22 protein-coding genes and 1 other RNA gene are annotated in these 25,914 nt (G+C 72.2%); 14 read left to right on the top strand and 9 right to left on the bottom strand.

Going from position 1 to position 25,914, the window contains the following annotated elements:
- Nucleotides 1–77 precede the first annotated feature (77 nt).
- Complete coding sequence (locus tag NYZ98_RS15320; RefSeq protein ID WP_262843439.1) at nt 78–689, top strand: hypothetical protein; 612 nt, start codon at nt 78–80, stop codon at nt 687–689.
- A gap of 130 nt (nt 690–819) precedes the next feature.
- Here the strand turns inward: NYZ98_RS15320 and rnpB are convergent.
- The 4 genes from rnpB to NYZ98_RS15340 form a co-directional block, all read right to left on the bottom strand.
- Nucleotides 820–1,215, bottom strand: an RNA gene (gene rnpB / locus NYZ98_RS15325) — RNase P RNA component class A.
- Between the two features lie 149 nt (nt 1,216–1,364).
- Complete coding sequence (locus NYZ98_RS15330; protein ID WP_262843440.1) at nt 1,365–2,603, bottom strand: bifunctional RNase H/acid phosphatase; 1,239 nt, start codon at nt 2,601–2,603, stop codon at nt 1,365–1,367.
- Nucleotides 2,600–3,340 (bottom strand): zinc ribbon domain-containing protein, encoded by a 741-nt coding sequence (locus tag NYZ98_RS15335; protein WP_262843441.1) that lies wholly within the window; start codon nt 3,338–3,340, stop codon nt 2,600–2,602. Before NYZ98_RS15335 ends, NYZ98_RS15330 begins: the two co-directional genes overlap by 4 nt.
- On the bottom strand, nt 3,341–4,180 hold the full coding sequence (locus tag NYZ98_RS15340) for a Nif3-like dinuclear metal center hexameric protein (protein ID WP_262843442.1): 840 nt from the start codon (nt 4,178–4,180) through the stop codon (nt 3,341–3,343). It lies immediately after the preceding gene.
- Nucleotides 4,181–4,240: 60 nt separating this feature from the next.
- Here NYZ98_RS15340 and NYZ98_RS15345 point away from each other — a divergent pair, with 60 nt between their 5' ends.
- The 5 genes from NYZ98_RS15345 (at nt 4,241) to menC (ending at nt 10,132) form a co-directional block, all read left to right on the top strand.
- Nucleotides 4,241–5,683 carry a flavin-containing monooxygenase gene (locus NYZ98_RS15345; RefSeq protein ID WP_262843443.1) on the top strand — a complete coding sequence of 481 codons (1,443 nt, stop codon included), beginning with the start codon at nt 4,241–4,243 and terminating at the stop codon, nt 5,681–5,683.
- 189 nt (nt 5,684–5,872) lie between these two features.
- Complete coding sequence (locus NYZ98_RS15350) at nt 5,873–6,979, top strand: dipeptidase (protein WP_262843444.1); 1,107 nt, start codon at nt 5,873–5,875, stop codon at nt 6,977–6,979.
- The gene (locus NYZ98_RS15355) at nt 6,976–8,082 is read left to right on the top strand and encodes a M20/M25/M40 family metallo-hydrolase (protein WP_262843445.1); all 1,107 of its coding nucleotides are present in this window, start codon (nt 6,976–6,978) and stop codon (nt 8,080–8,082) included. The genes NYZ98_RS15350 and NYZ98_RS15355 overlap by 4 nt, the downstream gene beginning before the upstream one ends.
- On the top strand, nt 8,079–9,017 hold the full coding sequence (locus tag NYZ98_RS15360; RefSeq protein ID WP_262843446.1) for a GNAT family N-acetyltransferase: 939 nt from the start codon (nt 8,079–8,081) through the stop codon (nt 9,015–9,017). The genes NYZ98_RS15355 and NYZ98_RS15360 overlap by 4 nt, the downstream gene beginning before the upstream one ends.
- On the top strand, nt 9,014–10,132 hold the full coding sequence (menC, locus tag NYZ98_RS15365) for an o-succinylbenzoate synthase (protein WP_262843447.1): 1,119 nt from the start codon (nt 9,014–9,016) through the stop codon (nt 10,130–10,132). The genes NYZ98_RS15360 and menC overlap by 4 nt, the downstream gene beginning before the upstream one ends.
- Nucleotides 10,133–10,144: 12 nt before the next feature.
- Here the strand turns inward: menC and NYZ98_RS15370 are convergent, their stop codons facing one another.
- The 3 genes from NYZ98_RS15370 to NYZ98_RS15380 are packed head-to-tail and all read right to left on the bottom strand — an operon-like array spanning nt 10,145 to nt 13,983.
- Entirely contained in the window at nt 10,145–11,695 is a 1,551-nt protein-coding gene (locus NYZ98_RS15370) for an AMP-binding protein (protein WP_262843448.1), read from the bottom strand.
- Between the two features lie 27 nt (nt 11,696–11,722).
- On the bottom strand, nt 11,723–12,802 hold the full coding sequence (locus NYZ98_RS15375) for an acyl-CoA dehydrogenase family protein (RefSeq protein WP_262843449.1): 1,080 nt from the start codon (nt 12,800–12,802) through the stop codon (nt 11,723–11,725).
- Nucleotides 12,799–13,983 (bottom strand): acyl-CoA dehydrogenase family protein, encoded by a 1,185-nt coding sequence (locus tag NYZ98_RS15380; protein WP_262843450.1) that lies wholly within the window; start codon nt 13,981–13,983, stop codon nt 12,799–12,801. Before NYZ98_RS15380 ends, NYZ98_RS15375 begins: the two co-directional genes overlap by 4 nt.
- A gap of 180 nt (nt 13,984–14,163) precedes the next feature.
- Between NYZ98_RS15380 and NYZ98_RS15385 the strand changes: the two genes are divergently transcribed.
- Nucleotides 14,164–14,505: a hypothetical protein gene (locus tag NYZ98_RS15385; protein WP_262843451.1), complete on the top strand. Its 342-nt coding sequence runs from the start codon at nt 14,164–14,166 to the stop codon at nt 14,503–14,505.
- A 46-nt stretch (nt 14,506–14,551) separates the two neighbouring features.
- On the opposite strand, the gene NYZ98_RS15390 is transcribed toward NYZ98_RS15385, so the two are convergent.
- On the bottom strand, nt 14,552–15,199 hold the full coding sequence (locus tag NYZ98_RS15390) for an Lrp/AsnC family transcriptional regulator (protein ID WP_262843452.1): 648 nt from the start codon (nt 15,197–15,199) through the stop codon (nt 14,552–14,554).
- Nucleotides 15,200–15,319: 120 nt separating this feature from the next.
- On the opposite strand from NYZ98_RS15390, the gene NYZ98_RS15395 reads away from it, so the two are divergent.
- The 7 genes from NYZ98_RS15395 (at nt 15,320) to NYZ98_RS15425 (ending at nt 23,200) form a co-directional block, all read left to right on the top strand.
- Nucleotides 15,320–16,930, top strand: coding sequence for an ABC transporter substrate-binding protein (locus NYZ98_RS15395; protein ID WP_262843453.1), 1,611 nt, complete (start codon nt 15,320–15,322; stop codon nt 16,928–16,930).
- Complete coding sequence (locus tag NYZ98_RS15400) at nt 16,905–18,023, top strand: ABC transporter permease (RefSeq protein WP_262843454.1); 1,119 nt, start codon at nt 16,905–16,907, stop codon at nt 18,021–18,023. Before NYZ98_RS15395 ends, NYZ98_RS15400 begins: the two co-directional genes overlap by 26 nt.
- 55 nt (nt 18,024–18,078) lie before the next feature.
- Complete coding sequence (locus tag NYZ98_RS15405) at nt 18,079–18,930, top strand: ABC transporter permease (RefSeq protein ID WP_262843455.1); 852 nt, start codon at nt 18,079–18,081, stop codon at nt 18,928–18,930.
- Entirely contained in the window at nt 18,927–19,820 is an 894-nt protein-coding gene (locus tag NYZ98_RS15410; protein WP_262843456.1) for an ABC transporter ATP-binding protein, read from the top strand. The genes NYZ98_RS15405 and NYZ98_RS15410 overlap by 4 nt, the downstream gene beginning before the upstream one ends.
- Nucleotides 19,817–20,731: an oligopeptide/dipeptide ABC transporter ATP-binding protein gene (locus NYZ98_RS15415; RefSeq protein ID WP_262843457.1), complete on the top strand. Its 915-nt coding sequence runs from the start codon at nt 19,817–19,819 to the stop codon at nt 20,729–20,731. The genes NYZ98_RS15410 and NYZ98_RS15415 overlap by 4 nt, the downstream gene beginning before the upstream one ends.
- A complete protein-coding gene (locus NYZ98_RS15420; RefSeq protein ID WP_262843458.1) occupies nt 20,728–21,747 on the top strand; it encodes a M24 family metallopeptidase in 1,020 nt (339 codons plus the stop codon). The genes NYZ98_RS15415 and NYZ98_RS15420 overlap by 4 nt, the downstream gene beginning before the upstream one ends.
- A 163-nt stretch (nt 21,748–21,910) precedes the next feature.
- Nucleotides 21,911–23,200 (top strand): sensor histidine kinase, encoded by a 1,290-nt coding sequence (locus tag NYZ98_RS15425; protein ID WP_262843459.1) that lies wholly within the window; start codon nt 21,911–21,913, stop codon nt 23,198–23,200.
- Here NYZ98_RS15425 and NYZ98_RS15430 read toward each other — a convergent pair.
- The gene (locus NYZ98_RS15430) at nt 23,112–25,889 is read right to left on the bottom strand and encodes an exo-rhamnogalacturonan lyase family protein (protein WP_262843460.1); all 2,778 of its coding nucleotides are present in this window, start codon (nt 25,887–25,889) and stop codon (nt 23,112–23,114) included. The genes NYZ98_RS15425 and NYZ98_RS15430 overlap by 89 nt on opposite strands.
- Nucleotides 25,890–25,914 lie beyond the last annotated feature (25 nt).

A 25,914-nucleotide genomic window follows, 5' to 3' on the forward strand; every position in this document is an offset into this window, starting at 1 on the left:
CTCGATACTGCGGTCATCTGTGTCGCGGCGGGCGGCGTCCTACGCCGCGTAGGTCTCCCTCGTTTCTAGGAGCGTCAATGCGCATTCCCCGCCTCTTCGTACTGTCCACCGCGCTTCTGGGTGTCGTCCTGGTCGGCTCGCCCGCCTCGGCGGAGCGTGCGGTCACGACCTACTCCGGTGAAGGCGACACCGTACTCAGGGTGACGGCGACGGCCAAGCCCGGCATCGTCAAGATCAGGCACGGGGGCGAGGGGTACTTCTCGGTCTGGACGCTCAAGCCGAACGGCAAGGAAGACGACCTTCTCGCCTCGACGGGCGACCCGTACGCAGGGACGGTCGCGTACAACACGAGCAGCTCCAACCGGACCGCGGCTCTGAAGATCTCCGCAGAGGGAGCATGGAGCGTCCAGCTCCTCCCCCTGAGCAAGGCACGCTACTGGGCGATCACCAGCAAGGGACGCGGAGACGACGTACTCCGACTGACCAAGACCAGCACCGGTTTCCACACACTACGAATCCGGCACACCGGCGACGGCTACTTCTCGGTATGGACACTCACCTCGTCCGGCCGCACACACGACCTCCTCGTCTCCCACGCGGGCCCCTACAAGGGATCGGTCCCCCTGCCGTCAGGCACCCGATACGTGACCATCAAGGCGAACGGGGCCTGGTCCATGGTCCGCAAGTGACCTCGTAAAGTTTCGCGTCAACCGACCCGAGGAGAACCAGGTCGGATCATTGGACACGTCGTGATTTTGTGGACGGCCATACCTCTTGCGTGCCCTGGTCCTGCCGCAGGGCTTCCTCGGTAAATGAGAGCGGGCGAGTCGGCCTGTAGGCCGGGTTTTGTCCTTTGCTGGTGCAAAGGGGCGACCATCCATCTAGGACCGCCGTTGCCGGCGGCCTCAAGCGGTCTACCCGCGCGGCTCGGGCGGGCCACCCTCGAACGCCGCGCGCGGGGTCCTCCTGGGAGGGCCCCTTCTTGACCTTGCTCCGGGTGGGGTTTACCTAGCCGCCCACGTCACCGTGGGCGCTGGTGGTCTCTTACACCACCGTTTCACCCTTACCTCCCCCTATCGGGAAGGCGGTTTGTTTTCTGTGGCACTGTCCCGCAGGTCACCCCGGGTCGGCGTTACCGACCACCCCGCCCTGTGGAGCCCGGACCTTCCTCGGCGGGGCTTCGAGAAGCCCCGACGCGGTCGCCCGGCCGACTCGTCCGCTACCTCCGAGTTTAACGGATCACAACCCGCCTTCAATCCAGCGGCAAGCCCCACCAGGTCGGATAGGAGGCGTACGGCGGTGGCCCGAGTGCCTCCGCGGCCGCCGCCGTGCACCATGGCGATCTCATGGTGAGCTGCTTGGTGTCAGCGGAGGTGGGCGGTGTCGTTCAGGGTCCGGACGAGGGCGGGGCCGTCGGTGTAGTAGTCGACCGTGGAGAGGGACGCCACGTCGAGATGCATGCGGTAGAGCGCCTCCGGGGGTGCCAGGAGGGCGAAGCGCAGGAGCAGTTTGATCGGCGTCACGTGGGAGACGACGAGGACCGTCTTGCCCTGGTGGTCGAGCAGGAGCCGTTCCCTGGCCTCCTCCACCCGCGTAGCGGCCTGCTCGAAGCTCTCGCCGCCGGGCGGGGCCACCGACGGGTCGGCGAGCCAGGCGGTAAGCTCGGCGGGCCAGCGGCGCTGGATCTCGGTGAAGGTGTGTCCTTCCCAGTCACCGAAGTCGACCTCGCGCAGGCCCTCGTCCACGGCGGACTTGAGGCCGGCGCGCTCGGCTACGGCCCCGGCCGTCTGGCGGGCGCGCTGGAGGGGCGAGCTGACGATGACGTCGATCTCGTACGGCTTGCGTGACAGCCGCGCGGCCGCGGCCTCGGCCTGGGCGACGCCCTTGGGGGTGAGCGCGGGGTCACCGATGCCGGAGAACCGGCGGTCGACGGAGAACGGCGTCTCACCGTGGCGGAGCAGGAGCAACGAGGTGGCCGTCCGCGACGGCCCCATCCATCCACTGTCCGGCTTCGCGTCGGACCCGAGACCGGTACCGGCGGAGGCGGTCCGCCGCGTGGTGGACTCTTTGGCCGCAGACCCCTGAGAGGCGGTACCGGCGGAGGCGGTGTTCAGGTCGAAGAGGGTGTTGGCAGGCGTGGGTGGAAGGGTTGGGAGGGGTGGGGGGGTCAGGAGGGGGTTGGGGTGCCATTTGGTGCCTTTGGCGGCGGCGTCCATGGCCTCGTTGGCGAGGCGGTCGGCGTCGCGGTTGCGCTCGCGGGGGATCCACTTCCAGCTGACGTGGAGGCGCCGCGCGAGGCCGGCCGCTTCGAGTGCCAGCGGCCGCAACCCCTCGTTCTTGATCTTCCATCGGCCGGCCATCTGCTCGACGACCAGCTTGGAGTCCATGCGCACCTCGACCGTCGCCCCGTCGCCAGCGAGCGCGAGCACCGCGCGCAGCCCGGCGATCAGCCCCTGGTACTCGGCGACGTTGTTGGTGGCGACCCCGAGCGAGTCGGCGGCCTCGGCGATGATCTGGCCGTCGGCGTCCTTGACGACGGCGCCGTATCCGGCGGGACCCGGGTTGCCCCGGGAGCCGCCGTCGGCCTCGACGACGAGGTTCACAGGCCCGACTCGGGGGTGCGGACCAGGATCCTGCGGCACTCCTCGCAGCGGATCACCTCGTCGCGCGCGGCGGCGCGGATGCGGTTGATGTCGGCGATCGACAGCGTGACCTTGCATCCCTGGCAGCGTCCGCCGTGCAGCATGGCGGCGCCGACGCCGTACTGCCCGCGCAGCTTCTCGTAAAGGGCGAGCAGGTCGGCGGGGATGTCGGCGGTGATGCCGCCGCGCTTGCCCTGGGCCTCTCCGATCTCCTTGTCTAGGCCGCCGAGCGCGATGTCGCGCTTCTCCTCCAGCGTCGTCAGGCCCGAGCCGATCTCGGCGCGCTCGGCCGAGAGCTGGGTGACCCTGGCGTCGGCCGTCTCGCGGCGCTCCATGATCTCAAGGACGACGTCCTCCAGGTCGCCCTGGCGGCGGTGGAGGGAGACGATCTCGGACTGCAGGTTGGAGAGGTCTCTGGGCGAGGAGACCTGGCCCGAGTCGAGACGGCTCTGGTCGCGCTCGGCGCGGACGCGGACGGCGTCCACGTCGGACTCGGCCTTGGTCTGCTCTCTGGCGAGGTCGCCGGCCTCGGTCTCCACTGTGATCACCTCGGTCGCGAGGCGGGCGAGCTTGGCCGACCGCTCGTCGATCTCGGCGAGCTCGGGCAGCGTGCGGCGGCGATGCGCCAGCCGGTCGAGGACGGCGTCGAGCTCGGCCAGTTCGAGCAGACGCTTCTGGGCTTCCGGGGCTGCTTTCACTTAATCCTCGCACTGTGCTGTTGTAGTCCAGGCGTCTGTGACCGTCTGGGAGACGCGCGTCTCCACAGTAATCCCCTTCGCGGCCAACCCGGACGCGAGTAGCCGGGCGGCCTGCGGCAGCCAGGGCCATTCGGTGGCCCAGTGGGCGGCGTCGATGAGGGCCGGGCCGCCCGCGAAGGCGCCCGTCTGCATGAACTCGCTGGCCGGATGGTGCCTGAGGTCGGCGGTGAGGAAGACGTCGGCGGCGCGGGCCGTGCCGAGCAGGGAGTCGCCCGCGCCGCCGCTGACGGCGATGGTGCGGACAAGCCGGGCCGGGTCTCCGGCGACCCGCAGGCCCCAGGCGGTGCGCGGGAGGCCCCGGGCGGCCTGGGCGGCGAAGTCCTGGAGCGTCAGGGGCTCGGCCAGCTCGCCGACGCGGCCGAGGCCGCGGGAGGGGTCGTCGGGGGACGGTCGGAGCGGGCTCAGCGCTCCGGTGAGCCCGACGGCCCTGGCCAGGGCGTCGGAGACGCCGGGGTTGGCCACGTCGGCGTTGGTGTGCGCGGTGTACAGGGCGATGTCGTTCTTGATCAGCCGGTGGATCAGCGCGCCCTTGGCGGTGTCGGCGGCGACGGTGGTCGTCCCGCGAAGGTAGAGGGGGTGGTGGGTGACGATCAGGTCGGCCCCCCAGGCCACCGCCTCGTCGGCGACGCCCGCCACCGGGTCGACCGCGAAAAGGATCTTGCTCACGGGTTCCGCGGGATTTCCGCAGACCAGGCCCACGGCGTCCCAGCTCTCGGCCCATGCGGGGTCATAGGTGGATTCAAGTTCCGCGATGATCACGGACAAGGGCGTTGGGAACACGTGCGCAGACTACCGGCACGATCTAGTGTAAGTACGTCCTGACACCCGGAGGGCTGACGAATGGCACCAACGGTAGCGATCATTGGGGCGGGCTTCGGCGGGCTGTGCATGGCCATCCAGCTCCAGAGGGCCGGGATCACCTCGTACACCGTCTTCGAGAAGGCCGGCGGCGTCGGCGGCACGTGGCGGGACAACACCTACCCGGGGGCGGCGTGCGACGTCCCCTCCAGCCTGTACTCCTACTCGTTCGAGGCGCGCCGCGACTGGACCCGGCGCTACCCGCCGCAGGGCGAGATCCTCGCCTACCTCGAGGAGTGCGCCACCAGGTACGGGGTCCGCCCCCACCTGCGGCTGAACACCGAGGTCACCTCCGCCGCCTACGACGAGGCCGCGGGCCGGTGGCGGGTGACGACGTCGGCCGGGGACGAGGGGCTGTTCGACGTGGTCGTCTCCGGGGTGGGCCAGCTCAACCGGCCTCGCCTGCCCGACATTCCGGGAATGTCGTCCTTCGGGGGCACCGCCTTCCACTCCGCCCGCTGGGACCACGAGCACGACCTCTCCGGCCGCCGCGTCGCGGTGATCGGCAACGGCTCCTCGGCCGCGCAGATCATCCCCCGTGTCGCCCTGGCCGCCGCCCATCTGGACGTCTACCAGCGCACGCCCAACTGGGTGGTCCCCAAGCGGAACGAAATGTACGGGCGGGGCCTGCGGCTGGCCTTCCGGCACCTGCCGCTGCTCCAGGCCGCCGACCGCGAGCGCCTCTACCGGTTCGTCGAGACCCTGGTCTTCCCCGTGCTCGTCGGAGGCTGGAGCAAGGGCCTGGTCACCAAACGGGCCCTCGGCCACCTCAGGCAGCACGTCGAGGACCCCGAGCTGCGCGCGAAGCTCACGCCCGGGTACCCGATCGGCTGCAAGCGCATCGTGATCGACAGCGACTTCTACCCCGCGCTGACCAGGCCCGACGTCGACCTGGTCACCGACCCGATCACCCGCATCGTCCCCGGCGGCGTCGAGACCGCCGGCGGCACGGTCCGCGAGGCCGACACGATCGTCTACGCGACCGGCTTCCAGACGACCGACTTCCTCGCCCCGGTCGAGATCACCGGCCGGGAGGGACGCGGGCTGCACGAGACCTGGAAGGACGGCGCGGAGGCCTACCTGGGCGTCGCCGTGCCGCACTTCCCCAACCTGTTCCTGCTGTACGGCCCGAACACCAACCTCGGCCACAACTCGATCATCCTGATGATCGAGGCGCAGGTCCGCTACATCATGGGGTGCCTGCCGCTGCTGTCCGCGCGCGGCCCGATGGAGGTGCACCCGGCTACGATGGACGCCTGGCGGCGCGCCCTGGACCGGGCCATGGCCCGCACGGTGTGGGAGGCGTCCTGCCAGAGCTGGTACAAGAACGCCGCCGGGAGGGTCACCAACAACTGGCCCGCGTCCACCTCGACGTACCGCAGGATCATGCGCTCGCCGCGCCCGGGCGCGTACACGTACGGCTGACCGGCCACCGGCAATGCCGGATGAGCAGGGCCCGGCCCGGGATTCCGGTCGGCCCGGCCTGCGTATACGGTCGGATGGAATCGGACACCCAGGTGAACCGGGCCCTTCGCCGGCCGGCCGCGTCCCGCGTGGCAGGGGCGGCCTCCGGGAAGGACCGCGAGCGACGCCCCCAGGCGAGAGGAGCCGCACGTGTTCGCAGACCTGCATCGGGACGCGATCGTGGCAGACACCCACAACGACCTCCTGATGGCGGTGTCGGCCAGGCCGCCGGACCAGTGGGCGTCCTTCTTCCGGGAGCGGTGGCTGCCCCAGCTCCGCGACGGCGGCGTGGACGTGCAGGTGCTCCCAGTCTTCATCGACGACCAGTACCGCCCGGAGGGCGCGCTCCGCCAGACCCTGCGGATGATCGAGTGCGCCCACGCGCTGGCCGAGGGCAACCCGGGCGAGGTGAGCCTGTGCCTGGACGGGCAGCAGATCGACGAGGCCCTGGCCCTCGGCAAGATCGCCCTGGTCCTCGCCCTGGAGAGCATGCCCGGCCTGGACGCCAGCGTGGAGCTGCTGCCCACGCTGTTCCGGCTGGGCGTCCGCGTCGCGTCCATCGCCCACTGGGGGCGCACCCCGCTCGCCGACGGCAGCGGCGAGGACGCCACCGGCAGCCGCCTGACCGAGAACGGGGTCGCGGCGCTGCTGGAGATGGAACGGCTCGGCATGATCTTCGATATCTCCCACCTGGGCGCCTCCGGCGTCGCCCACGTGCTGGAGATCGCCACCCGGCCGGTGATCGCGACGCACTCCTCGGCGCGGGCCCTGCGCGACCACCACCGCAACCTCACCGACGGCCAGCTCCGCGCCGTCAGCGCCGGCGGCGGGGTCGTGTGCGTCAACTTCCTGGCGGCGTTCCTGTCGGAGAAGCCCGAGGGGTACACGGTGGAACGGCTGGCCGACCACATCCTGCACATCGCGGACATCGCGGGCGTCGACCACGTCGGCCTCGGCCCCGACTTCATCAAGGAGGTCATGACCGACGTCACGCCCCCGTGCTGCGAGGACGTCAACACCCGCGGGCTCGACGCGCGCGCGTCCGTCCCCGGCCTGGACGGGCCGCGCGGGATGCCCCTGGTCACCGAGCAGCTCCTCAAACGCGGCCTGGACGAGGGCGACATCCGCAAGATCCTCGGCGGCAACGTGACGCGGCTGTTCCGCGACGAGCTCGGCCGTCCGGGGCCGGTGCCCGCCGAGCCGCCGGCCTTCGCGTGGGAGGCTCCCGGGCGGGTCTCGCCGGAGCACGCCGGATGACGCCGGGCGATCTTCCCGCGATGCTGGACGACCTGGAGGAGCTCGTCCTGTGCGAGTCGTTCTCCGCCGACCTGGACGCGGTCGCCGCGAGCGCGGAGGTGGTCGCGGCCCTGGGCGCCCGGCACCTCGGCGCCCGGCCCGAGACGATCGTCGTGGACGGGGTCGCCCACCTGCGCTGGAGCTTCGGCGCGCCGCGCGTGCTCCTGCTCGGCCACCACGACACGGTGTGGCCGATCGGGTCGCTGCGCGAGCGCCCGTGGTCGGTGACCGATGGCGTCGCGCGCGGCCCCGGGGTGTTCGACATGAAGGCCGGGCTGGTGCAGATGTTCCACGCCCTGGGCTCGCTCGCGTCGCTGGACGGGGTGTGTGTGCTGGTCAACGGGGACGAGGAGCTGGGCTCCGGCACCTCGCGCGCGCTCATCGAGCAGAACGCGCGGGCGTGCTCGGCGTCGCTGGTGCTGGAGGCGAGCGGAAACGGCGGCGCGCTGAAGACCGCGCGCAAGGGCACCTCGAACTACCGGGTCACCGCGCACGGCGTGGCCGCGCACGCGGGCCTGGAGCCCGAGAAGGGGGCGAACGCCGGGGTCGAGCTGGCCCACCAGATCCTGGCCATCGCCGCCATGACCGACCCCACGGGCCGGGCGACGACGGTGACGCCCACGCTGATCAGCGGCGGGAGCAGCGGGAACACCGTCCCGGCGCTCGCGGCGGTCACCGTCGACGTGCGGGTGACCGACCAGGCGGCGCAGGACACGGTGGACGCCGGGATGCGCGCCCTCACGCCCAGGCTGGCGGGCACGCGCCTTGAGGTGACGGGCGGGCCGAACCGGCCGCCGATGGCCGCCTCCTCGTCGGCCGCGCTGTTCTCGCTGGCCGGGCGGGTGGCGGAGGAGCTGGGGCTGGGTCCGCTGAGCGGGGTGGCCGTGGGCGGCGCCTCGGACGGCAACTTCTCGGCGGGCGCCGGTTGCCCCACCCTGGACGGTCTCGGCGCGGTGGGCGGCGGGGCGCACGCGGCGGACGAGCACCTGATCGTGGACGAGATGCCCCGCCGTGCGGCCCTGCTGGCCGGCCTGGTGGAGGCGCTCCTGAAAGGCCGCACGTGACCACGCCGCTCCCCGGCGACGCGGCCGAACCGGCCGAAGCCGGGCCGGTCGAAATGGCCGGGCCGGTCGAAATGGCCGGGCCGGTCGAGGTGGACGGGCCAGTCGAGGTGGACGGGCCGACCGAAGCGGACGAAACAGCCGAAGCCGCCGCGCGGCGCGCGGGGGTGGAGGTCCGGGCGCTCGGCGGGATCGCCGAGTTCGAGCGGGCCGCCGCCCTGTTCGACGCCATCTGGAAGGCCGACCCCGGGAACGAGCCCGCCTCCGTCGAGCTCATGATCGCCCTGTCGCACACGGGCAACTACGTGTGCGGCGCCTTCCAGGGCACCCGGCTGGTCGCCGCGAGCGTCGCCTTCCTCGCGGCCCCGCCCGGCGTGGCGCTGCACTCCCACGTGACCGGCACCCTGGTCACGGGGCGCGGCGTCGGCTCCGCCGTGAAGCTGCACCAGCGCGCCTGGGCGATGGCGCGCGGCCTGCGGAGGATCACCTGGACCTACGACCCGCTGATGCGCCGCAACGCCTACCTGAACCTCGCCAAGCTCGGCGCCCGCCCCGAGGAGTACCTGCCGTCGTTCTACGGGCGCATGCGGGACGTGATCAACGCCCGTGACGAGTCCGACCGGCTGCTCGCGGTGTGGCACCTGGACGATCCGCGCGTCGTCGCGGCCTGCGCGGGCGCGGCGGTCCCGTACGAGGTCCCCGCAGGGGCCATGGTGGCGCTGGCCTGCGAGGACGACCGCCCGGTCGAGAAGCGGGCGGACGGCCGGGTGCTGCTGGTCGGGACGCCCAGGGACATCGAGGCGCTCCGCAGGGACGACCCGCCTGCCGCCATGGAGTGGCGGCACGCCGTGCGGCGCGTGCTCGGCGGGCTCATCGGCGCCGGTGCCCGGGTGACCGGGTTCACGGCGGACGGCCACTACATCGTGGAGCGAACATGAAGATCACCGGCGTGGAGCTGCGCAAGGTCGCGATGCCGCTGGTGGCACCGTTCCGCACCTCGTTCGGCACCGAGACCGACCGGGAGGCGCTGCTGGTCAGGGTGGTCACGCCCGACGCCGAGGGGTGGGGCGAGTGCGTGGCGATGTCCGGCCCGCTCTACTCCTCCGAGTACGCGGAGGGCGCCGCCGACGTCATGCGGCGCTTCCTGATCCCCGCGCTGACCGCCGTGCCCGACCTCGACGCGTACGCGGTGGGCCGGGCCCTGGAGCCGTTCAGGGGCCACCGGATGGCCAAGGCCGCGCTGGAGGCCGCGGTGCTCGACGCCGGGCTGCGCGCGGCGGGCACGTCGTTCGCGGGGTTCCTCGGCGCCGGGCGCGACCGGGTGCCGTGCGGGGTGTCGGTCGGCATCATGGAGTCGATCCCCCTGCTGCTCGACGCGGTGGCCGGGTACGTGGACGAGGGCTACGTCCGCGTGAAGATCAAGATCGAGCCGGGGTGGGACGTGGCGCCGGTGCGGGCGGTGCGCGAGGCCTTCGGCGACGACCTGCTGCTCCAGGTGGACGCCAACGCCGCGTACACCCTGCTGGACGCCCCGCGCCTGGCCGAGCTGGACGCGTTCGGCCTGCTGCTGATCGAGCAGCCGCTCGCCGAGGACGACCTGGTCCAGCACGCGGCCCTGGCCAGGCGGCTGCGGACGCCCGTGTGCCTGGACGAGTCGATCGAGTCGGCGCGGGACGCCGCCGCCGCGATCTCCCTCGGGTCCTGTTCGATCATCAACATCAAGCCGGGCCGGGTGGGCGGGCTCATCGAGGCCCGGCGCATCCACGACCTGTGCCAGGCGCACGGGATCGCGGTGTGGTGCGGCGGGATGCTGGAGACCGGGCTCGGCCGGGCCGCGAACCTGGCGCTGGCGGCGTTGCCCGGCTTCACGCTGCCGGGCGACACGTCCGCTTCGAGCCGCTACTACGCGACCGACGTCACCGAGCCGTTCGTCATGGAGGACGGCCACCTCGCCGTCCCGTCCGGGCCGGGGCTCGGCGTGGTCCCCCTGCCGGACGCTCTCGGCAAGTTCACGACGTCCACCGAATGGATCCCCACCCGGCGGACGGCCTGAACCGGAGGATCGTCACGCCAGGGGAATGCCGGCCTCGCGCAGGTACGTCTCGCGGACCCGGGAGCGGGACAGCTTGCCGGTCGGGGTACGGGGAAGCTCGTCGCGGTACTCGATCACGCGCGGGTGCTTGAAGCGGGCGATGCGCGGCTCGCAGTGCGCCAGCAGCTCGGCGGTCAGTTCCGGTCCGGCGTGGGCGCCCGGCACCGGCTGGACCAGGGCGACGACCTTGTGCCCCCACTCCTCGTCGGGGACGCCGATCACCGCGACGTCGTCCACCGAGGGGTGCTCCAGCAGGGCGGCCTCGATCTCGGCGGGGTAGATGTTCACCCCACCCGAGATGATCAGGTCGGTGCGGCGGTCGCACAGGAACAGGTAGCCGTCCTCGTCGAGGTAGCCGATGTCGCCCGGGGCGTACCACTCGCCCCGCTTGCTGGCGGCGGTCTTGTCAGGGTCCTTGCGGTACTGGAAGGCGCCCAGGGCCGACTTCACGTACACCATGCCGGGCTCCCCCGCGGGCAGTTCGGCGTCCCCGTCGCCGAGGATCCGCACCTCGAACGTGGGCGCGGGACGGCCGACGGTGCCGGGGCGGGCGAGCCAGTCGTGCGGCTTGACGTAGAAGGCGATCGTCGACTCGGTCGAGCCGTAGTACTCGTAGAGCACCGGCCCCCACCACTCCATGATCCCCTTCTTCACCGCGACGGGGCAGGCCGCGCCGGTGTGGATCACCTGCCGGAGCGAGGACACGTCGTACTTGTCCTTGACGTCGGCGGGGAGCTGGAGCATCCGGTGGAACATCGTGGGCACCATCATCGCGTTGGTGACCTGGTACGTCTGGATCAGTTCGAGGATGTTCACCGGGTCGAACCTCGGCGTGATGACCACGGTGTGCCCGAGGTTGAGCGCCAGCGAGACGTGCGCGCACGGCGAGGAGTGGTACATCGGCGAGGTGACCAGGTGGACCTCGTCCCCGGCCACCAGGTCGCACACCACTCCGACGAAGTAGGCGGTGAGCGGGAAGGTGTCCTCAGGCGCGGTGTCGGGCAGCGACCGCTGCACGCCCTTGGGGAAGCCGGTGGTGCCCGAGGTGTACCACATGACCGATCCGCTGGAGCGGTCCGCCGGGGCGGCCGCCGACCGGCCCTCGGCCAGGCCGGCGGTCCCGGCGAAGACGGCCGTATCCGGGATCCCGGCCGTGGCGCAGGCCTCCCGCACCGTCCCCGCGAGCACGCCGTCGATCTCCCCGTACACGACGATCGCGGCGTCGCAGTCGCCGAAGATGTACGCGATCTCGGCGGAGGTGAGGTGCCAGTTGACGGGCACGTAGTACAGGCCGATCTGCCCGGCGGCCAGCAGCATGACCACCGCGTCGATCCCGTTGGGCAGCACGCCCGCGACCACGCCCCCCTTGGTCAGCCCGCGCGCCCGTAGCCCGTCGGACACCTGGTTGACCCGGGCGAGCAGCTCGCCGTACGAGGTGACCGTCCCGTCGGTGTCGACCACCGCGCGGCGGCCGGGGTCGGCCTCGGCGATCCTGTAGAAACCGGGCAGTTCGCTGATGTCCATCGGGCACTCCTCGATCGCGGGGACGGATCAGATCACGAGGTCGGCGAGGCGGGTGCGGTGTGTCCTGGGCGGGCCGAGGAGGACTTCGTCGCTCTTGGCGCGTTTGTAGTACAGGTGGGCGTCGTGTTCCCAGGTGAACCCGATGCCGCCGTGCAGCAGCAGGTGGTCGCGCGCCACCTCGAAGCAGGCGCGCCCCACGTACGCCTGGGCGAGCGCGGCGGCCTCCGGCAGCTCGCCGGGCGACTCGTCGGCGGCCCACGCGGCGTACCGGACGATCGCGTCGGCCTGCTCCAGTTTGCAGTGCATGTCGGCGAGCTTGTGCTTGACGGCCTGGTAGGAGCCGATCGGCCGGCCGAACGCCATGCGGAGCCCGCTGTAGGCCACGATCGCGTCGAGCGAGGCGCGCAGCACGCCGAGCTGCTCGGCCGCGAGCGCCACCGCGACCAGGTCGAAGGCGCGCGCGAGCCCGGAGGCGGCGGCCTCCCCCTCGGCGACGAGCCGGGCGGGGGTGGCCGCGAAGGTGAGGCGGGCTTGGCGGCGGGTGAGGTCGAGGGTGGTCAGGGGGATGCGCCCGAGCCCCTCGGCGCCCGCCTCCACGGCGTACACGTCGCCTCCGCCGGTGACCACCAGGATCAGGCCGGCGTCGGCGCCGTTGAGCACGGCGGGGATCTCGCCCTCGAGGGTGCCGTCGGCGGTCACCGTGACGCGGCCCCGGTTGCCGGGCAGCGGGCCGACGGTGGCGGCGGTGGTCCCGGCGGCGATGCCGGGGAGCAGCTCCTTGACGGCCATGCCGCCGGCGCCGGCCAGCTCGGAAAGGACGATGGTGGCGAAGACGGTGGCGAGCAGCGGCCCGGGCAGGAGCGCGGCGCCGGTCTCCTCCAGGGCCACCGCCAGGTCGGCGTGGCCGCCGCCCGCGCCGCCGTGCTCCTCGGGGACGACGAGCCCGGCCAGCCCCAGCTCGCCGTTCAGCCGCCGGTAGACCGCGTGGTCGTGGCCGTCGGGACCCTCCATGTCCTGGCGGACCTTCGCCGGCGGCGACACCGTGGCGAGGAAGGAGCGGACGGCGGCGCGCAGCTCGTGCTGCTCGGAGGACAGGACGAGCCTCACGACTGGGTCCCCACTTTCAGGTCCTTGAAGGGCACCTTCTTGTCCACCCTCGGTTCCGGGGGCAGGTTGAGCACCCGGTCGCCGACGATGTTGCGCATGATCTCGTTGGTGCCGCCGCCGAGCGACATGGCCGGGGCGAGCGCGATGGCGCCGGCCAGCCCGCCGCCGTCCTCGTAGGCGACGGCCTCGGGCCCGGCGAGCGAGACGGCGAGGTCGGCGCCGAAGTTGATCAGCTCGGCGAGCAGCAGCTTGGCGGCGCTGCCGCGCGCGCCGGGGAAGATCCCGGCCTTGGTCTCCTGGGAGAGCTTGGCGTTGAACAGCGCGAGCGCGCGGGTCCTGACGTGCAGCTCGACGAGCTCGTCGCGGACCAGGGGGTCCGTGGTGTCGACGATCTTGCGCAGGGACTCGAACGAGGCGGGGTTGTCGCGCTGGCCGCTCATGCCGACCCCGCTGGAGATCGACAGCCGCTCGTGCAGGAGGGTGGTGACCGCGCTGGCCCAGCCGCCGTTGACCTCGCCGACGACGTTCCCCGGCCCGATGTGCACGTCGTCGAAGAAGATCTCGTTGAAGTGGGCGCGCCCGGTCATGTCCCGCAGGGGCCGTACGGTGACGCCGGGGACGCGCATGTCGACGATGAGCATCGTCAGGCCCTTGTGCTTGGGCACGTCCACGTCGGTGCGCGTGAGCAGCAGGCCGAAGTCGGCGTGCTGGGCGACCGAGGTCCACACCTTCTGGCCGTTGACCACCCAGCCGCCGTCCTCGGTGGGGACGGCCCGGGTCTGCAGGCTGGCCACGTCGCTGCCGGCGCCCGGCTCGGAGAAGAGCTGGCACCAGACATCCTCGCCGCGCAGGAGCCTTCTGATGTGCCGGGCCTTCTGCTCGGGTGTGCCGAGGTCGACCAGGGTGGGGCCGCACATGCCGAGCCCGATGGAGAAGATGTACGTCGGGAGCGTGACCTCGGCGGCCTCGGCGGCGAAGGCGCGCTCCTCCGCCTGGGTGAGCCCCTGGCCGCCCCACTCGGCGGGCCAGGTGATGCCGGAGTAGCCGGCGTCGTGCAGCCGGGCCATGAAGTCCTTGGCCACGACGACGCCGTCCTCGGCGGAGGCGCCCTCGGCGCGGGCTCCCGGGGCGTTGGCGGCGAGCCAGGTCCTGGCGCGCCGCTGGTACTCCTCAAGGTCCATGTTCACTCCAGGGCCGGGTCATCAGTGAGCACTTACTCTAACGAGCGGCGAATCGAGCGTACAGATCATTCCTCTGTTCGGCCGCCGCGCGAAGACGGATCACCACGCCATCCAAGCAGTGGTGAGCGAAATGTCCAGCCGAGGTGACGCCCGGAGCGCGAGTGGGCACCATGCGGAGGCGTGAGCGACACGAATCTTCTCAGCGGGCGCCGGTTCATCATGACGAGCTCGACGGCGAGCGAGGTGGGCGACGATCCCACCCGGTTCGACTACGAGGAGGCGGACGGGGTCGTGTGGGGCTCCTACACCGGCGACACCGTCGCCCACGGCCGCTTCGTCGGCACCAGGGACGGCGACCGGATCGAGCTGTCCTACGTGCACGCGCTGAAGGCGGGCGGGCGCGCCGCCGGGCGCAGCACCAGCCGCGTCGAGCCGCTGCCGGACGGGCGGCTGCGCCTGGTCGAGGACTTCGTGTTCGACGGAGAGGACACCCCGCAGACCAGCGTCTGCGAGGAGATCTGAGCGGCCGGGTTCGCGCCTGGAGCTCGCGGTTCTAGGGCTCGCGGTTCTAGGGCTCGCGGTGCATGTCGGCGCGGCCCTCGGCGGCCACCACGAAGCGCATCTTGCCGAGCGGGACGTTCGCCTGGGCCGGCGGGTCGGCGGGCGGGCGCCGCGTCCGCGCGGTGGCGGCCGGGCGCCGGTCGGAGGGCAGGACGTAGGGCCGCTTCAGCACCTCGTCCAGGATGAAGACCGTCTCGGTCGCCTTGACCGCCGGGATGCTCGCCAGCCGCTCGGTCACCAGCGCGTGGATCGCGGCGACGTCGGCCATCCTGATCTGGATCATGGCGTCGTGCTGCCCGGTGGTGATCGCGCAGTACTCCACCTCCGGCATCTGGGCGAGCTGGGCGCGGAACTGCTTCCACATCTGCTGCCGTACCGTGACGAAGACCAGCGCGGTGATGCCGAGACCGGCCCGTACGTGGTCGACGTCGGCGGTGAACCTCTTGATCACCCCGTCGGCGCGCAGGGCCTCGAACCTGGTGTAGGCGCTGGCACGGGAGATCCCCACCCGTTCGGCGAGCGCCGCGACCGAGATCCGGCCGTTCTCGCGCAGGACCTCGAGGATCTTCATGTGGATCGCGTCGAGCTGGAGGCCGATGCCGATCCGTCCAGGGACCCCGGTCCCGGACGATGGCGCGCCTGACATTTCGGTCATACCTTGTTCCTCAGCGTCATATCCGTCTCGGCTTCCCGCCATGAGCTGGACGTTATATCGGACAATCCTGGACGACACACTAACAATCGTCTACATAGCACCAATTCCGGAGGACACAGAATGGCGACCCGTTCGCGGCGCCGTACGGCACAGGCGAGGGCGGCTCTGCTGCCGGTCCTGCTCACCGGCGCGCTCTCCCTCGCCGCCTGCTCCGGTGGCGGCACGTCCACCCCGTCGTCGTCCGGCGGCGCCGCCGGCAAGACCCTGGTGATGGACGCCTCGTTCACCCTCAAGACCGCGGACCCCGGCCGCGACTACGAGCCGACCGGACTGATCATCGGCAAGGCGCTCTACGACACCCTGCTGACCTTCGAGGGCTCCGACGTCACCAAGCCCGTGCCCTCCCTGGCCGAGTCCTTCGAGCAGTCCGAGGACGGCAAGACCCTGACGCTCAAGCTCAGGCAGGGCGCCACCTTCTCCGACGGCTCGCCGGTCACCGCCGACGACGTCGTGTTCTCCCTGGAGCGGGTCCGCGACCTGAAGGGCAACCCGTCCTTCCTGCTGGAAGGCGTCGAGGTCGCCAAGACCGACGAGACGACGGTCACGCTGACCTCGAAGACCGCCAACCCGGCGCTGCCGTTCATCCTGCCGAACCCCGCGCTCGGCATCGTGAACTCCAAGGTCGTCAAGGCGCACGGTGGCACCGCCGACGACACCGACAAGGCCGAGCAGTACCTCAACGGCGCCTCCGCCGGCTCCGGCCCCTACGAGCTGGAGTCCTTCAACGCCCAGTCGCAGGTCGTGCTGAAGGCCAGCCCCAAGTACTGGGGCGCCAAGAAGCCCGTCTACAGCAAGATCGTGCTGCGCAACGTCGAGTCCGCGACCCAGAAGCTGAACGTCCAGCGGGGGGACAGCCAGGTCGCCCTGGACCTGTCAGGCGACCAGATCAAGGGCGTCGCCGGGGGCCTGCAGACCACCAAGACCGCCTCGGCCAACGTGGTGTTCCTGCTCGCCAACCAGGACTCCGGCGTCAGCAAGATCACCAACAACCCCAAGGTCGTCGAGGCCATCCGCAAGGGCGTCGACTACCAGGGGCTGCTGGAGCTCGCGGGCGAGGGCTCGGTGCAGGCGCCGGGCGTGATCCCGACGATGCTGCTGGGCGCCCTGCCCGCCGACCAGGCGGTCAAGCGCGACGTGGAGGGCGCCAAGGCGGCCCTCGCGGCCAGCGGGGTGAGCAACCCGAGCGTCAAGCTGGAGTACCCGAGCGACATCACCCTCCAGGGACTGTCGTTCCAGCCGTTCGCCGAGCGCATCCAGGCCAACCTCAAGGAGGTCGGCATCACCGTCGAGCTGGCGCCCGCGCCGGTGGCGACCGCGCTGGAGAACTACCGCAACGGCAAGGAGGAGCTCGGCCTGTGGTACTGGGGTCCCGACTACCCCGACCCCACCGACTACCTGGCCTTCCTGCCCGGCAAGACCGTCGGCCTGCGGGCCGGCTGGAAGGCCGGCGCCGACAAGGAGCTGGAGGCCGCCGGCGACAAGGCCGCCGCGACCATCGGCGACGACGCGCGCAAGCAGCTGTACACCGACATCCAGACCAGGCTCAACGCGTCGGGCCCGTTCGTCCCGCTGATCCAGCCCAGCCAGAACATCGTGACCGCCGCCTCGGTCACCGGCCTCGCGTTCCACCCCGTGTGGACGGTCGATGTCGCAGCCCTCGGCGCCAAGTGAGGACCCGGGCGGTACGGCGACCCGCCGTACCGCCCGTCCCACCGGTGAGAGCCGGCCGGGGAAGGCCACGCGCAGCCCGCTCGCCAGGTTCCTGGTGCGCAGGATCGCGGCGGCGGTGCTGCTCGGCTTCGGGATCACGCTGGTCACCTTCGTCCTGACCAACCTGGTGCCGGGCGACCCGGTGACCGCCAACCTCGGCCAGAGCGCGCTCGGCGACCCGGCGATCGTCGCGCGGTTCCGCGCCGAGCACGGCCTGGACAAGCCGCTGCCCGCGCAGTACCTGACCTATCTGGGCGGGCTGCTGCACGGCGACCTCGGGATGAGCCAGCAGAGCCACCGCCCGGTGCTGACCGACCTGGCCGAGTTCGTGCCCGCCACGATCGAGCTGGCCGGCGGCGCCATCGCGGTGTCGCTGGTGGCGGGCGTCGCGTTCGGCGTCGTGGCCGCGCTGCGCCGCGACCGGCTGTCGGACCAGGTCCTGCGGGTGGTCAGCCTCGTCGGCATCTCGGTGCCGACGTTCTGGCTCGCGCTGCTGGCGTTCTACGTGTTCTTCTACCGGTTGCAGATCACCCCGGGCAGCGGGCGCGTCGCCCCCGACATGAGCGCTCCCCCGGGCGTCACGGGCCTGTACACGGTCGACGCGGCGCTCGCGGGCCAGTGGGACGTGTTCTCCTCGGCGGTGGGCCACCTGATCACGCCCGCGCTGGTCCTGGCCGCCTACACGATCGGGCTGCTGACCCGGTTCACCCGCTCGGCCGTGCTGGAGGTGCTCGGGCAGGACTACGTGCGCGCCGCGCGGGCCAAGGGGTTGCCGGGCCATGTGATCCTTTTCCGGTACGTGCTGCGCTCGGCGCTCGTGCCGATCATCACGGTCGCGGGCCTGGCGTTCGGCAGCCTGCTGTCGGGCACCGTGCTGGTGGAGTCGGTCTTCGCCCGGCCGGGCATCGGCCAGTACGCCTACAAGAGCGCCACCACCCTCGACCTGCCCGCCGTCATGGGCGTCGGCCTGGTGGTCGGCGCCGTCTACGTCCTGATCAACCTGGTGGTCGACATCCTGTACGGGGTCATCGACCCGAGAGTGAGACTGTCGTGAGTACGCACGCGCCCGAGTGGCCGCGCACCCGCTCCGGCCCGAGGGCGAGGACCGCGTGAGGCTCCTCTCGCGCCTTCCCGAGGCGTGGCGGCAGCCGCTGGCCGTCGTCGGCGGCGTGGTGGCCGTGGCCTGGCTCGTGATCGCCGCGGCGGCCCCGCTGCTGGCGCCGCACGACCCGCTGGCCCAGGACCTGCCCCGGCTGGCCTCCCCCGGCCCCGGGCACTGGTTCGGCACCGACCAGCTCGGCCGCGACATCCTTTCCCGGATCATGTTCGGCGCCCGCGTGTCCATTCCGCTGACGCTGCTGCTGGTGGTGATGTCCCTGCTGATCGGCGGCACCCTCGGCGCCTGCGCCGGATATTTCGGTAGATGGGTGGGCGAGGGGATCATGCGGCTGGCCGACCTGGTCTTCGCGTTCCCCACCGTCATCCTCGCGATGGTCGTCGCCGCCGCTCTCGGCGCCAGCCTGACCAACGCGGTGCTGGCCGTCCTGGTCGTCGCCTGGCCCTCCTACGCCCGGGTGACGCGCGGCCTGGTCCTCGGCATGCGGGAACGCGAGTTCGTGCTCAGCGGCCGGCTGCTCGGCTTCTCCGCCTGGCGGTCCCTGCGCGTGGACGTGCTGCCGAACGTGACCGGCCCCATCCTGGTGCTCGCCACGCTCGACATCGGCACCGCCCTGCTCCTTCTGTCCGGCCTGTCCTTCCTCGGGCTCGGCGCCAAGCCGCCGTCGGCGGAGTGGGGCGCGATGGTCGCCTCCGGCGTGGACGTCTTCGACAGCTGGTGGGTCGCGACGTTCCCCGGCCTCGCCATCCTGACCGTCGTGCTGGCGTTCAACTTCCTCGGCGACACGCTGCGCGACGCGCTGGACCCCCGTACGGCCCGCGCCATCAAGGAGCGGGCGCTGTGAGAGGCGAGCACGTGCCGGCGGTCCTGAGCGTCGAGGGCCTGACCGTGTCGATCGGCGAGCACGAGATCCTGCGCGGCGTGGACATCGCCCTGCGGCCCGGCCGCGTGCACGGCCTGGCGGGCGAGAGCGGCTCGGGCAAGACCATGACCGGCCTCGCCGCGCTCGGCCTGCTCCCGCACGGCGCCCGTACGGGGGGACGCGTCGTCCTCGACGGCCGTGACCTGCTCGGACTGCCCCAGCGCGACCTGAACAAGGTCAGGGGACGCGACATCGCGATGGTGTTCCAGGACCCGGCCACCAGCCTGCACCCGATGCTGTCGGTCGGGCGCCAGATCACCGAGCACATGCGGCACCACCTCGGGCTCGGCAAGGCAGAGGCGCGGGCCAGGGCGGTCGACCTGCTCGGCAAGGTGCGCATCCCCGGCCCGTCGGCGGCGGCCGACCGCTACCCGCACCAGTTCTCCGGCGGGATGCGCCAGCGGATCGCCATCGCCATTGCCCTGGCGTGCGGCCCGAAAGTCCTGATCGCCGACGAGCCGACCACCGCGCTGGACGTCACCGTCCAGGCGGGCATCCTGCGGCTGCTGCGGGGCCTGTGCGACGACCTCGGGCTCGCCGTGCTGCTGGTGACCCACGACCTCGGCGTCATGTCGGCGGTCGCCGACGAGGTCAGCGTGATGAGGGACGGGCTCGTCATGGAGACCGGCGCCCGGTCGCAGGTCCTGCGCGAACCCGCGCATCCCTACACCCGCGCCCTGCTGGACGCCCTGCCGAGACACGACCCCGCCGCGCCCCCGGGACCGGACGGCTCCACGGGCGCACCGCCCGGCACGGACCGCGACGCATCGCCCGGCGCGGGCGGGGACGTACTGCCGATGGAGGGCCAGTGAGCCTGCTGAGCGTGGACGACCTGGTCGTGGACCACCGCACCCCGGGCCGCCCGGCGGTGCGCGCGGTGGCCGGGGCCAGCCTGGACGTGGCCGCCGGCGAGGTCGTCGGCCTGGTCGGCGAGTCGGGATGCGGCAAGTCGACGCTGGCCCGCGCCGTGTGCGGCCTCACCGCCGCCACCGGCGGGGCGATCTCGTTCGAGGGCGGCCAGGTGACCCGCCTCGGCCTGCGCCGCAGGGACCCGGAGCTGACCCGGATCCAGATGGTCTTCCAGGACCCGTACGCCTCGCTCAACCCCCGGCGGCGGATCGGCGCCCAGATCGCCGACGGCCTGCGGACGGCCGGCGACCGCGAGACCACCCCCGGCGGGATGCTCGAACGGGTGGGGCTGCCCGCCGCGATGGCCGGGCGCTACCCGCACGAGTTCTCCGGCGGGCAGCGCCAGCGGATCGCCATCGCCCGCGCCCTGGCAGCGCGCCCGTCGCTGCTCATCGGGGACGAGCCGATCTCCGCCCTGGACGCCTCGGCGCAGGCGCAGGTCGCGACCCTGATGCGCAACCTCGCCGTCGAGTCGGGCGCCGGGCTGCTGTTCATCAGCCACGACCTGTCCGTGGTCCGGCTGATCGCCGACCGGATCGCCGTGATGTACCTCGGGAAGATCGTGGAGACCGGGCCGACGGCGGAGATCTGGGCGGCCCCCCGCCACCCGTACACCCAGGCGCTGCTCCGGGCGATCCCCGAGCCGGACGGGCTGGGCACGCTGCCCGAGGAGCTCCCCGGAGACGTGCCCGACCCGGCGGACCCCCCCTCGGGATGCCGTTTCCACCCGCGCTGCCCGATGGCCATGGACGTCTGCGCGAAGGAGGAGCCCGCTCCCGGGCCGGTGTCCTGCTGGCTGTATCCGCCGGCATGACCGGCGAGGTGGTGGCGGCCGTCCTCGCGCGGATGTCGGAGGCCGGGGTGGACGCGCTGGTGCTGCGTCCCTCCGCCGACCTGCGGTACGTCGCGGGGCGGGCCGCCTCGGGGTTCCTCGTGCTCGGGCCCGGCCTGCCGCCCGGGTTCGCGGCCGACGCCGGCGAGGCGGCGAAGCTGATCCCGGCGTCGGTGTCACGGGTGGGGGTCGACGCCCAGATGCGGGCGCACGAGCTGTTCGCGCTGCGCGTCGACGCCGATCTGGTGCTGGCCTCGGAGGTGCTGGATCCGCTGCGGGCCAGGAAGCGGCCGGAGGAGATCGCGGCGATCGAGCGGGCGGCGGCGATGGCGGACCGGGTGCTGGCCTCGGCGCGCGGCCTGTCGTGGTTCGGCGCCACCGAGCACGACATGGCGGCCCGTCTGGTCGCGGCGGCGGACGCCGGGCCCGTCCCGGCCCTCTACGGCGACCCGGCCGGCCGTGGAGACCTGGTCACGGTCGTGGTCGCCGCGGGTGAGAACACCGCGAAGGCGCGCCACGAGCCGTCCGGGCGGGTCATCAACCCGGGCGACGCCGTCTCGATCCGGGTGACGGCGCGCCACGACGGGTACCACGCGCACGCCGACCGGGGTTTCGTCGTGGCCGAGCCGCCCGAGGACTTCGACGCCCTGTACGCGGTCCTGCTGTCGGCCCGCGACGCCGCCGCCGACGCCGTGCGGCCGGGCGCGACCGCCGCCGAGGTCGACGCCGCCGCCTGGACGGTGCTGGACGACAGCGGGTACGGCGCCTACGTCACGCGCGGGACGGGCCACGGCGTCGGGCTGGACGACCGCGAGGGGCCGTGGCTCACCCCCGGGGACCGCACCGTGCTGGCCCCCGGCATGGCCATCGCGATCGAGCCCGGCGTCCACGTGCCCGACCTGTACGGGGCCTGGGTCGGGGACGTGGTGGAGTGCACGCCGACCGGCGCGCGGCCGATCAGCCAGGTGTCCCGCGCGCTGCATGTCCTTGATCCATAGTTTCTTCCGTCTTGCCCTTGCACTGCCCTGACCTGGGATGCCCCGGACTTATGGTGATCATGGGACGGGCAGGGGGGGCTCGGTGAGGCTCTGGCGCGACTGGTCCGTGCGAACCCGGCTGACATGTGTCGCCGGCATCGTGATGGCCTTGGTGTGTGCGGGCGTGAGCGCGCTCGTGTTCTCCGGTGTGCAGGACCTGGCCATGAGCGAGCGCAGGAGCCAGATCGCCCTCGTCAACATGCACGTGTCCCGCCTGGCCAGGCTGGACATGCTTCCCCCGATCCTGCCGGCGCAGGACGTCGCCGTCGTCCAGGTGGCCGACGAGACCGGGCGCGTGGTCTCCTCGACCAGGGAGATGGCCGGCCGGCCGCTGATCGCGAGTTTCGCCCCCGCCCAGGAGCAGGGCGAGGCCCACGAGCGGGTCTGCTCGATACCCGCGTTCCCCGGCACCTGCATGAGCGTGGTGGTCACGCGGTTCTACCGGGCCACCGGCGACTGGCTCATCTACGGCGCCGACCCGGTGGTCCCCTGGTACGTCAACCTCGGGCTCGTCGCGCTCCTCCTGGGCGGGTCACTGCTCCTGGTCGCGATCACGGCGCTCGGCACCTCCCGCGTGGTCGGCAGGGCCCTGGCCCCCGTCGACAACGTCTGCACGGAGCTGGCCGAGATCACCGCGTCGGACCTCAGCCGCCGCGTCCCGCTGCCCCTGCACCGCGACGAGATCCGCACCCTGGCGGAGACCGTGAACCAGACCCTGGACCGGCTGCAGCAGGCCGTGGAGCGGCAACGCCGTTTCGCCTCCGACGCCGGGCACGACCTGCGCAGCCCCATCACCGCCATGCGCGCGCAGATGGAGGACGCGCTGCGGCACCCCGAGGACACCGACTGGATCAAGACCTCGGAGTCGGTGGTCCTGAGCCTCGACCGGTTGCAGGCCATCGTCGCCGACCTGCTGGTGATCGCGCGGCTGGACTCCGGTCAGAAGCTCTCCCGTGACTACATCAACCTGGCCGAGCTGGTGCGCTCCGAGGCCGGCCGCCGGTTCCGGGGCAAGCGCATCGTGCTCGGCCTGCGCCACGGGGTGGTGGTCGGCGGCGACCGGCTCCAGCTCGTCCGGCTGCTGACCAACCTGCTGGACAACGCCGAACGGCACGCCCTGTCCACGGTGACCATCCTGGTGAGCCAGGAGGACCGGCTGGCCGCGCTGGAGGTGCTCGACGACGGCGAGGGGATCCCGCCCGAGCAGCGGGAGGTCGTCTTCCAGCGGTTCACCCGCCTGCCCTCCGGCCGTGAGAAGGACTCGCAGGGCACCGGGCTCGGGCTGGCCATCGCCCGGGACATCGCCGAGCAGCACGAAGGGACGCTCACCGTGGAGGACTCCCCGAAGGGCGCCCGCTTCGTGCTGCGGATCCCGCTTCTGACCGTGTGGGACTCCATGGAAACGGAGGAGTGATCTTCCCGCCGACCAGGGCGAGGTTCTGGATGGCCGCCAGGCCGTACAGGGCGGTGGTGTTGGTGGACACCCACGCCGCCTCGTCGGTCGGGTTCAGCGTCGTACCGACCTTCTCCGCCCGCCAGGGCAGGTCCGGGGCGTAGCCGTCGCCGGTGTAGAACTCCCGCCACGCCCGCGCGGCCAGGTCGTCGCGCCCGAGCCGGACCGCCGCGTACGCGGTGAGGCGCGAGTGGCCCTGGCGCAGGATCAGGTTGCCGAACGCGGCCCCGGTCTCCGCGGTCTGCTCGGCGGCGGTCCCGTTGAACAACCGGCAGTACTGCAGCCACGCGCGCTCGAACTCCGGCATGTCGACCAGGTCGATGAGCTCGGCGCAGATCTCCACCTCGCCGAACATGGCCGACAGGTGGGAGACCGCGACCTTCTTGGCCGCCGGGGCGAACTCGCCGGTGGTGAGGCTGTAGAGCCCCTCGCCGGTGACGAAGCCGTTGGGCATCGCGGCGATCGTGCGCATGGTCGCCTTGAGCTTCCGCTCGGCGACCGGGTCCCCGCCGCGTTCCCATTCGGTGAGCCAGGCGGCGGCCAGCCCCGACCAGTCGGTGCCGAGGCCGATCGCCAGCGCCTCCGGGTCCGGCGTGTACGGCTCGGTGCGGATCTTGCGCAGCGGGTCGAGCGCCATGAAGGTCCGGTCGGAGTCGACCAGGGCCCGCATGAGGTCGCCGGCCCGCTCGTCGGCGGTGAGGTAGTAGAAGATCCGCCGGTAGGCCGCGGTGGAGATGCGCTGCTGCTTGGCGCTGCACCCCCAGTGCTGCACGTTGTGCCGGGTGCCGAGCCCGGCCCAGGGGCCGAGGTGGTACACGTCCACCTCGCCGGTGTGCCGGGTCATCGCCTCGGCGAAACGGTAGACGTCGGCCCGGCCCGAACGCAGGAAGGCGTACCACAGCCACAGGTCCGGCGACAGCTCGGAGTTGTCCCACGCGTACCCGCCGACGTCGTACCGCCACACGCGGCGGTCGGTGTCGAAGGTGTGCATGATGTCGCCGTGGTTCCAGAACCCGTACCAGTGCCGCTGCTCGACCTGCGCCCTGTAGAAGGAGAACAGGAAGTCCAGGTGGTCCTCGACCGCCGTCGCGGCCGGGCTGGAGCGGTCGACCGGGGAGAACAGGCCGCCGAACACCTTGGCCGCCACCAGGTGCCCGACCGGGTTCACCACCTGGGGCGGTACGCGCACGGCGTCCGCCATCGCGGCCAGCCGGGCGGCGTCGGGGGTCGCCCCGAGCGCCCAGAACGTCAGCTCGCTGGTGCGCGCGACGCCGTACGGGGTACCGAACCCGGGCTCGTAGTCCTCGTAGGTGATCTCCAGCCCTTGGAGCTGCTCGGGGTAGGTGTCCTGGCCCATCCCGTCGTGGTAGAACCGCGTGTCCATCGGACCGGCCTCCGGCGACCACATCCACACGGTCACCTCGGCCTCGTCCGACGCGGCGCCGCGGATGTCGAGCTGGGCGGGGTGGCGCTGCCAGAAGTCGCGCAGCCCGAACGCCAGCCCGCCCGAGACCCCGCCCGCGTACCCGAACCCGGAAGCCTGGCGGCCCTGGTCGACGTCCACCCAGCCGAAGCCCTTCGCGGTCCGCTTCTTGATCGAGAAGCCGCCGGAGGTGAGCTGGCTGAGCGTGTGGTCGCCCCAGGCGGGGATGAGCCCCACCCGGCCGCTCACCCGGGTGTCCCAGGTGGAGATGGCGGGCAGCCGGGTGCCGGCGACCTGCGCGGCCCGCACCGCGGCCCCGGGGTCCCTGCGCAGGCCGGTGATCCCCTTGACCGCCTCGGCCAGCATGCCGTGCCCGTCGCCCACGAACCGCACGTGCCGGTCGTACTGCTCGTCGCGCATGGGGACGGAGAACCGCACGCCGAGCCCGGCGATGAAGTCGTGGCGCCCGTCGCGGTCGAAGACGAACGTGTGCATCATGCGGATGCTGTCGGCGCCCGCGTAGAAGTAGAGCCGCACGGTGAACGGCAGCCAGGTCGCGCCCTTCTTGCTCTGGTGCCGGCCCTCGACGCGGACCACCGCGCGGACCGGGCCCGGCTGTTCGACGGTGACCTTCCTGACGTCGCTCAGGTACCGTTCGCGCCGCGTCGTGCCCTCCTCGTCGTCGTCGATCCTGTCCTGCCGGAGGTTGACGAGCCGCCCGCGGCGCGCGATCTCGGTCTCTCCCCGCCAGACCTGGCCGATCAGGTCGGGGCCGTCCTTGCGGATCCGGGCCCTGATCACGCCGGTGTCCACGTCGACGTGGTTCTTCGCGTCCTTGACGGTGACCGGCGCGGCGGGGGCGGCGGGCGTGCCCGCCCTGAGGGTGTACCCCTCGGCGGGCACGCCGTCGGAGATCGCGTGCGCGGTCCACTTCAGGGAGCCGTCGGGCCAGTAGGCGAGCGGCCAGCTCTGGACGGGGACGGCGGCGCCGTCGGCGGCGGCCAGCGCGAAGGACTGTTCCTTCGGCACCACCCCCTTGGGCCAGGGAGTGCCCCAGGTCGATCCGGTGGGCAGGGCGGGCCGGTCCTCGAGCCACCTCAGCGCCACCTCCGGCACGGGGGCGGCCGGGGCGGCGGAGCGCGGGACCGAGAGGGACAGGGGCAGCGCGGCGCCGGCGCCGGTCGCCACCATCCCCTTCAACACGTCTCGCCGGGCGATTTCAGGCATGGCTGAACTACACCTCCGTGCATGG

This window comes from Sphaerisporangium corydalis, assembly GCF_025506355.1.
Taxonomy (GTDB): domain Bacteria; phylum Actinomycetota; class Actinomycetes; order Streptosporangiales; family Streptosporangiaceae; genus Sphaerisporangium; species Sphaerisporangium corydalis.

Bases quoted from the DNA above. Each gene is read 5' to 3' on its own strand.
- NYZ98_RS15320 (WP_262843439.1), top strand. From the start codon at position 78: ATGCGCATTCCCCGCCTCTTCGTACTGTCCACCGCGCTTCTGGGTGTC.
- NYZ98_RS15345 (WP_262843443.1), top strand. From the start codon at position 4,241: ATGGCACCAACGGTAGCGATCATTGGGGCGGGCTTCGGCGGGCTGTGC.
- NYZ98_RS15355 (WP_262843445.1), top strand. From the start codon at position 6,976: ATGACGCCGGGCGATCTTCCCGCGATGCTGGACGACCTGGAGGAGCTC.
- menC (WP_262843447.1), top strand. From the start codon at position 9,014: ATGAAGATCACCGGCGTGGAGCTGCGCAAGGTCGCGATGCCGCTGGTG.
- NYZ98_RS15370 (WP_262843448.1), bottom strand. From the start codon at position 11,695: ATGGACATCAGCGAACTGCCCGGTTTCTACAGGATCGCCGAGGCCGAC.
- NYZ98_RS15380 (WP_262843450.1), bottom strand. From the start codon at position 13,983: ATGGACCTTGAGGAGTACCAGCGGCGCGCCAGGACCTGGCTCGCCGCC.
- NYZ98_RS15390 (WP_262843452.1), bottom strand. From the start codon at position 15,199: ATGACCGAAATGTCAGGCGCGCCATCGTCCGGGACCGGGGTCCCTGGA.
- NYZ98_RS15395 (WP_262843453.1), top strand. From the start codon at position 15,320: ATGGCGACCCGTTCGCGGCGCCGTACGGCACAGGCGAGGGCGGCTCTG.
- NYZ98_RS15400 (WP_262843454.1), top strand. From the start codon at position 16,905: ATGTCGCAGCCCTCGGCGCCAAGTGAGGACCCGGGCGGTACGGCGACC.
- NYZ98_RS15420 (WP_262843458.1), top strand. From the start codon at position 20,728: ATGACCGGCGAGGTGGTGGCGGCCGTCCTCGCGCGGATGTCGGAGGCC.
- NYZ98_RS15430 (WP_262843460.1), bottom strand. From the start codon at position 25,889: ATGCCTGAAATCGCCCGGCGAGACGTGTTGAAGGGGATGGTGGCGACC.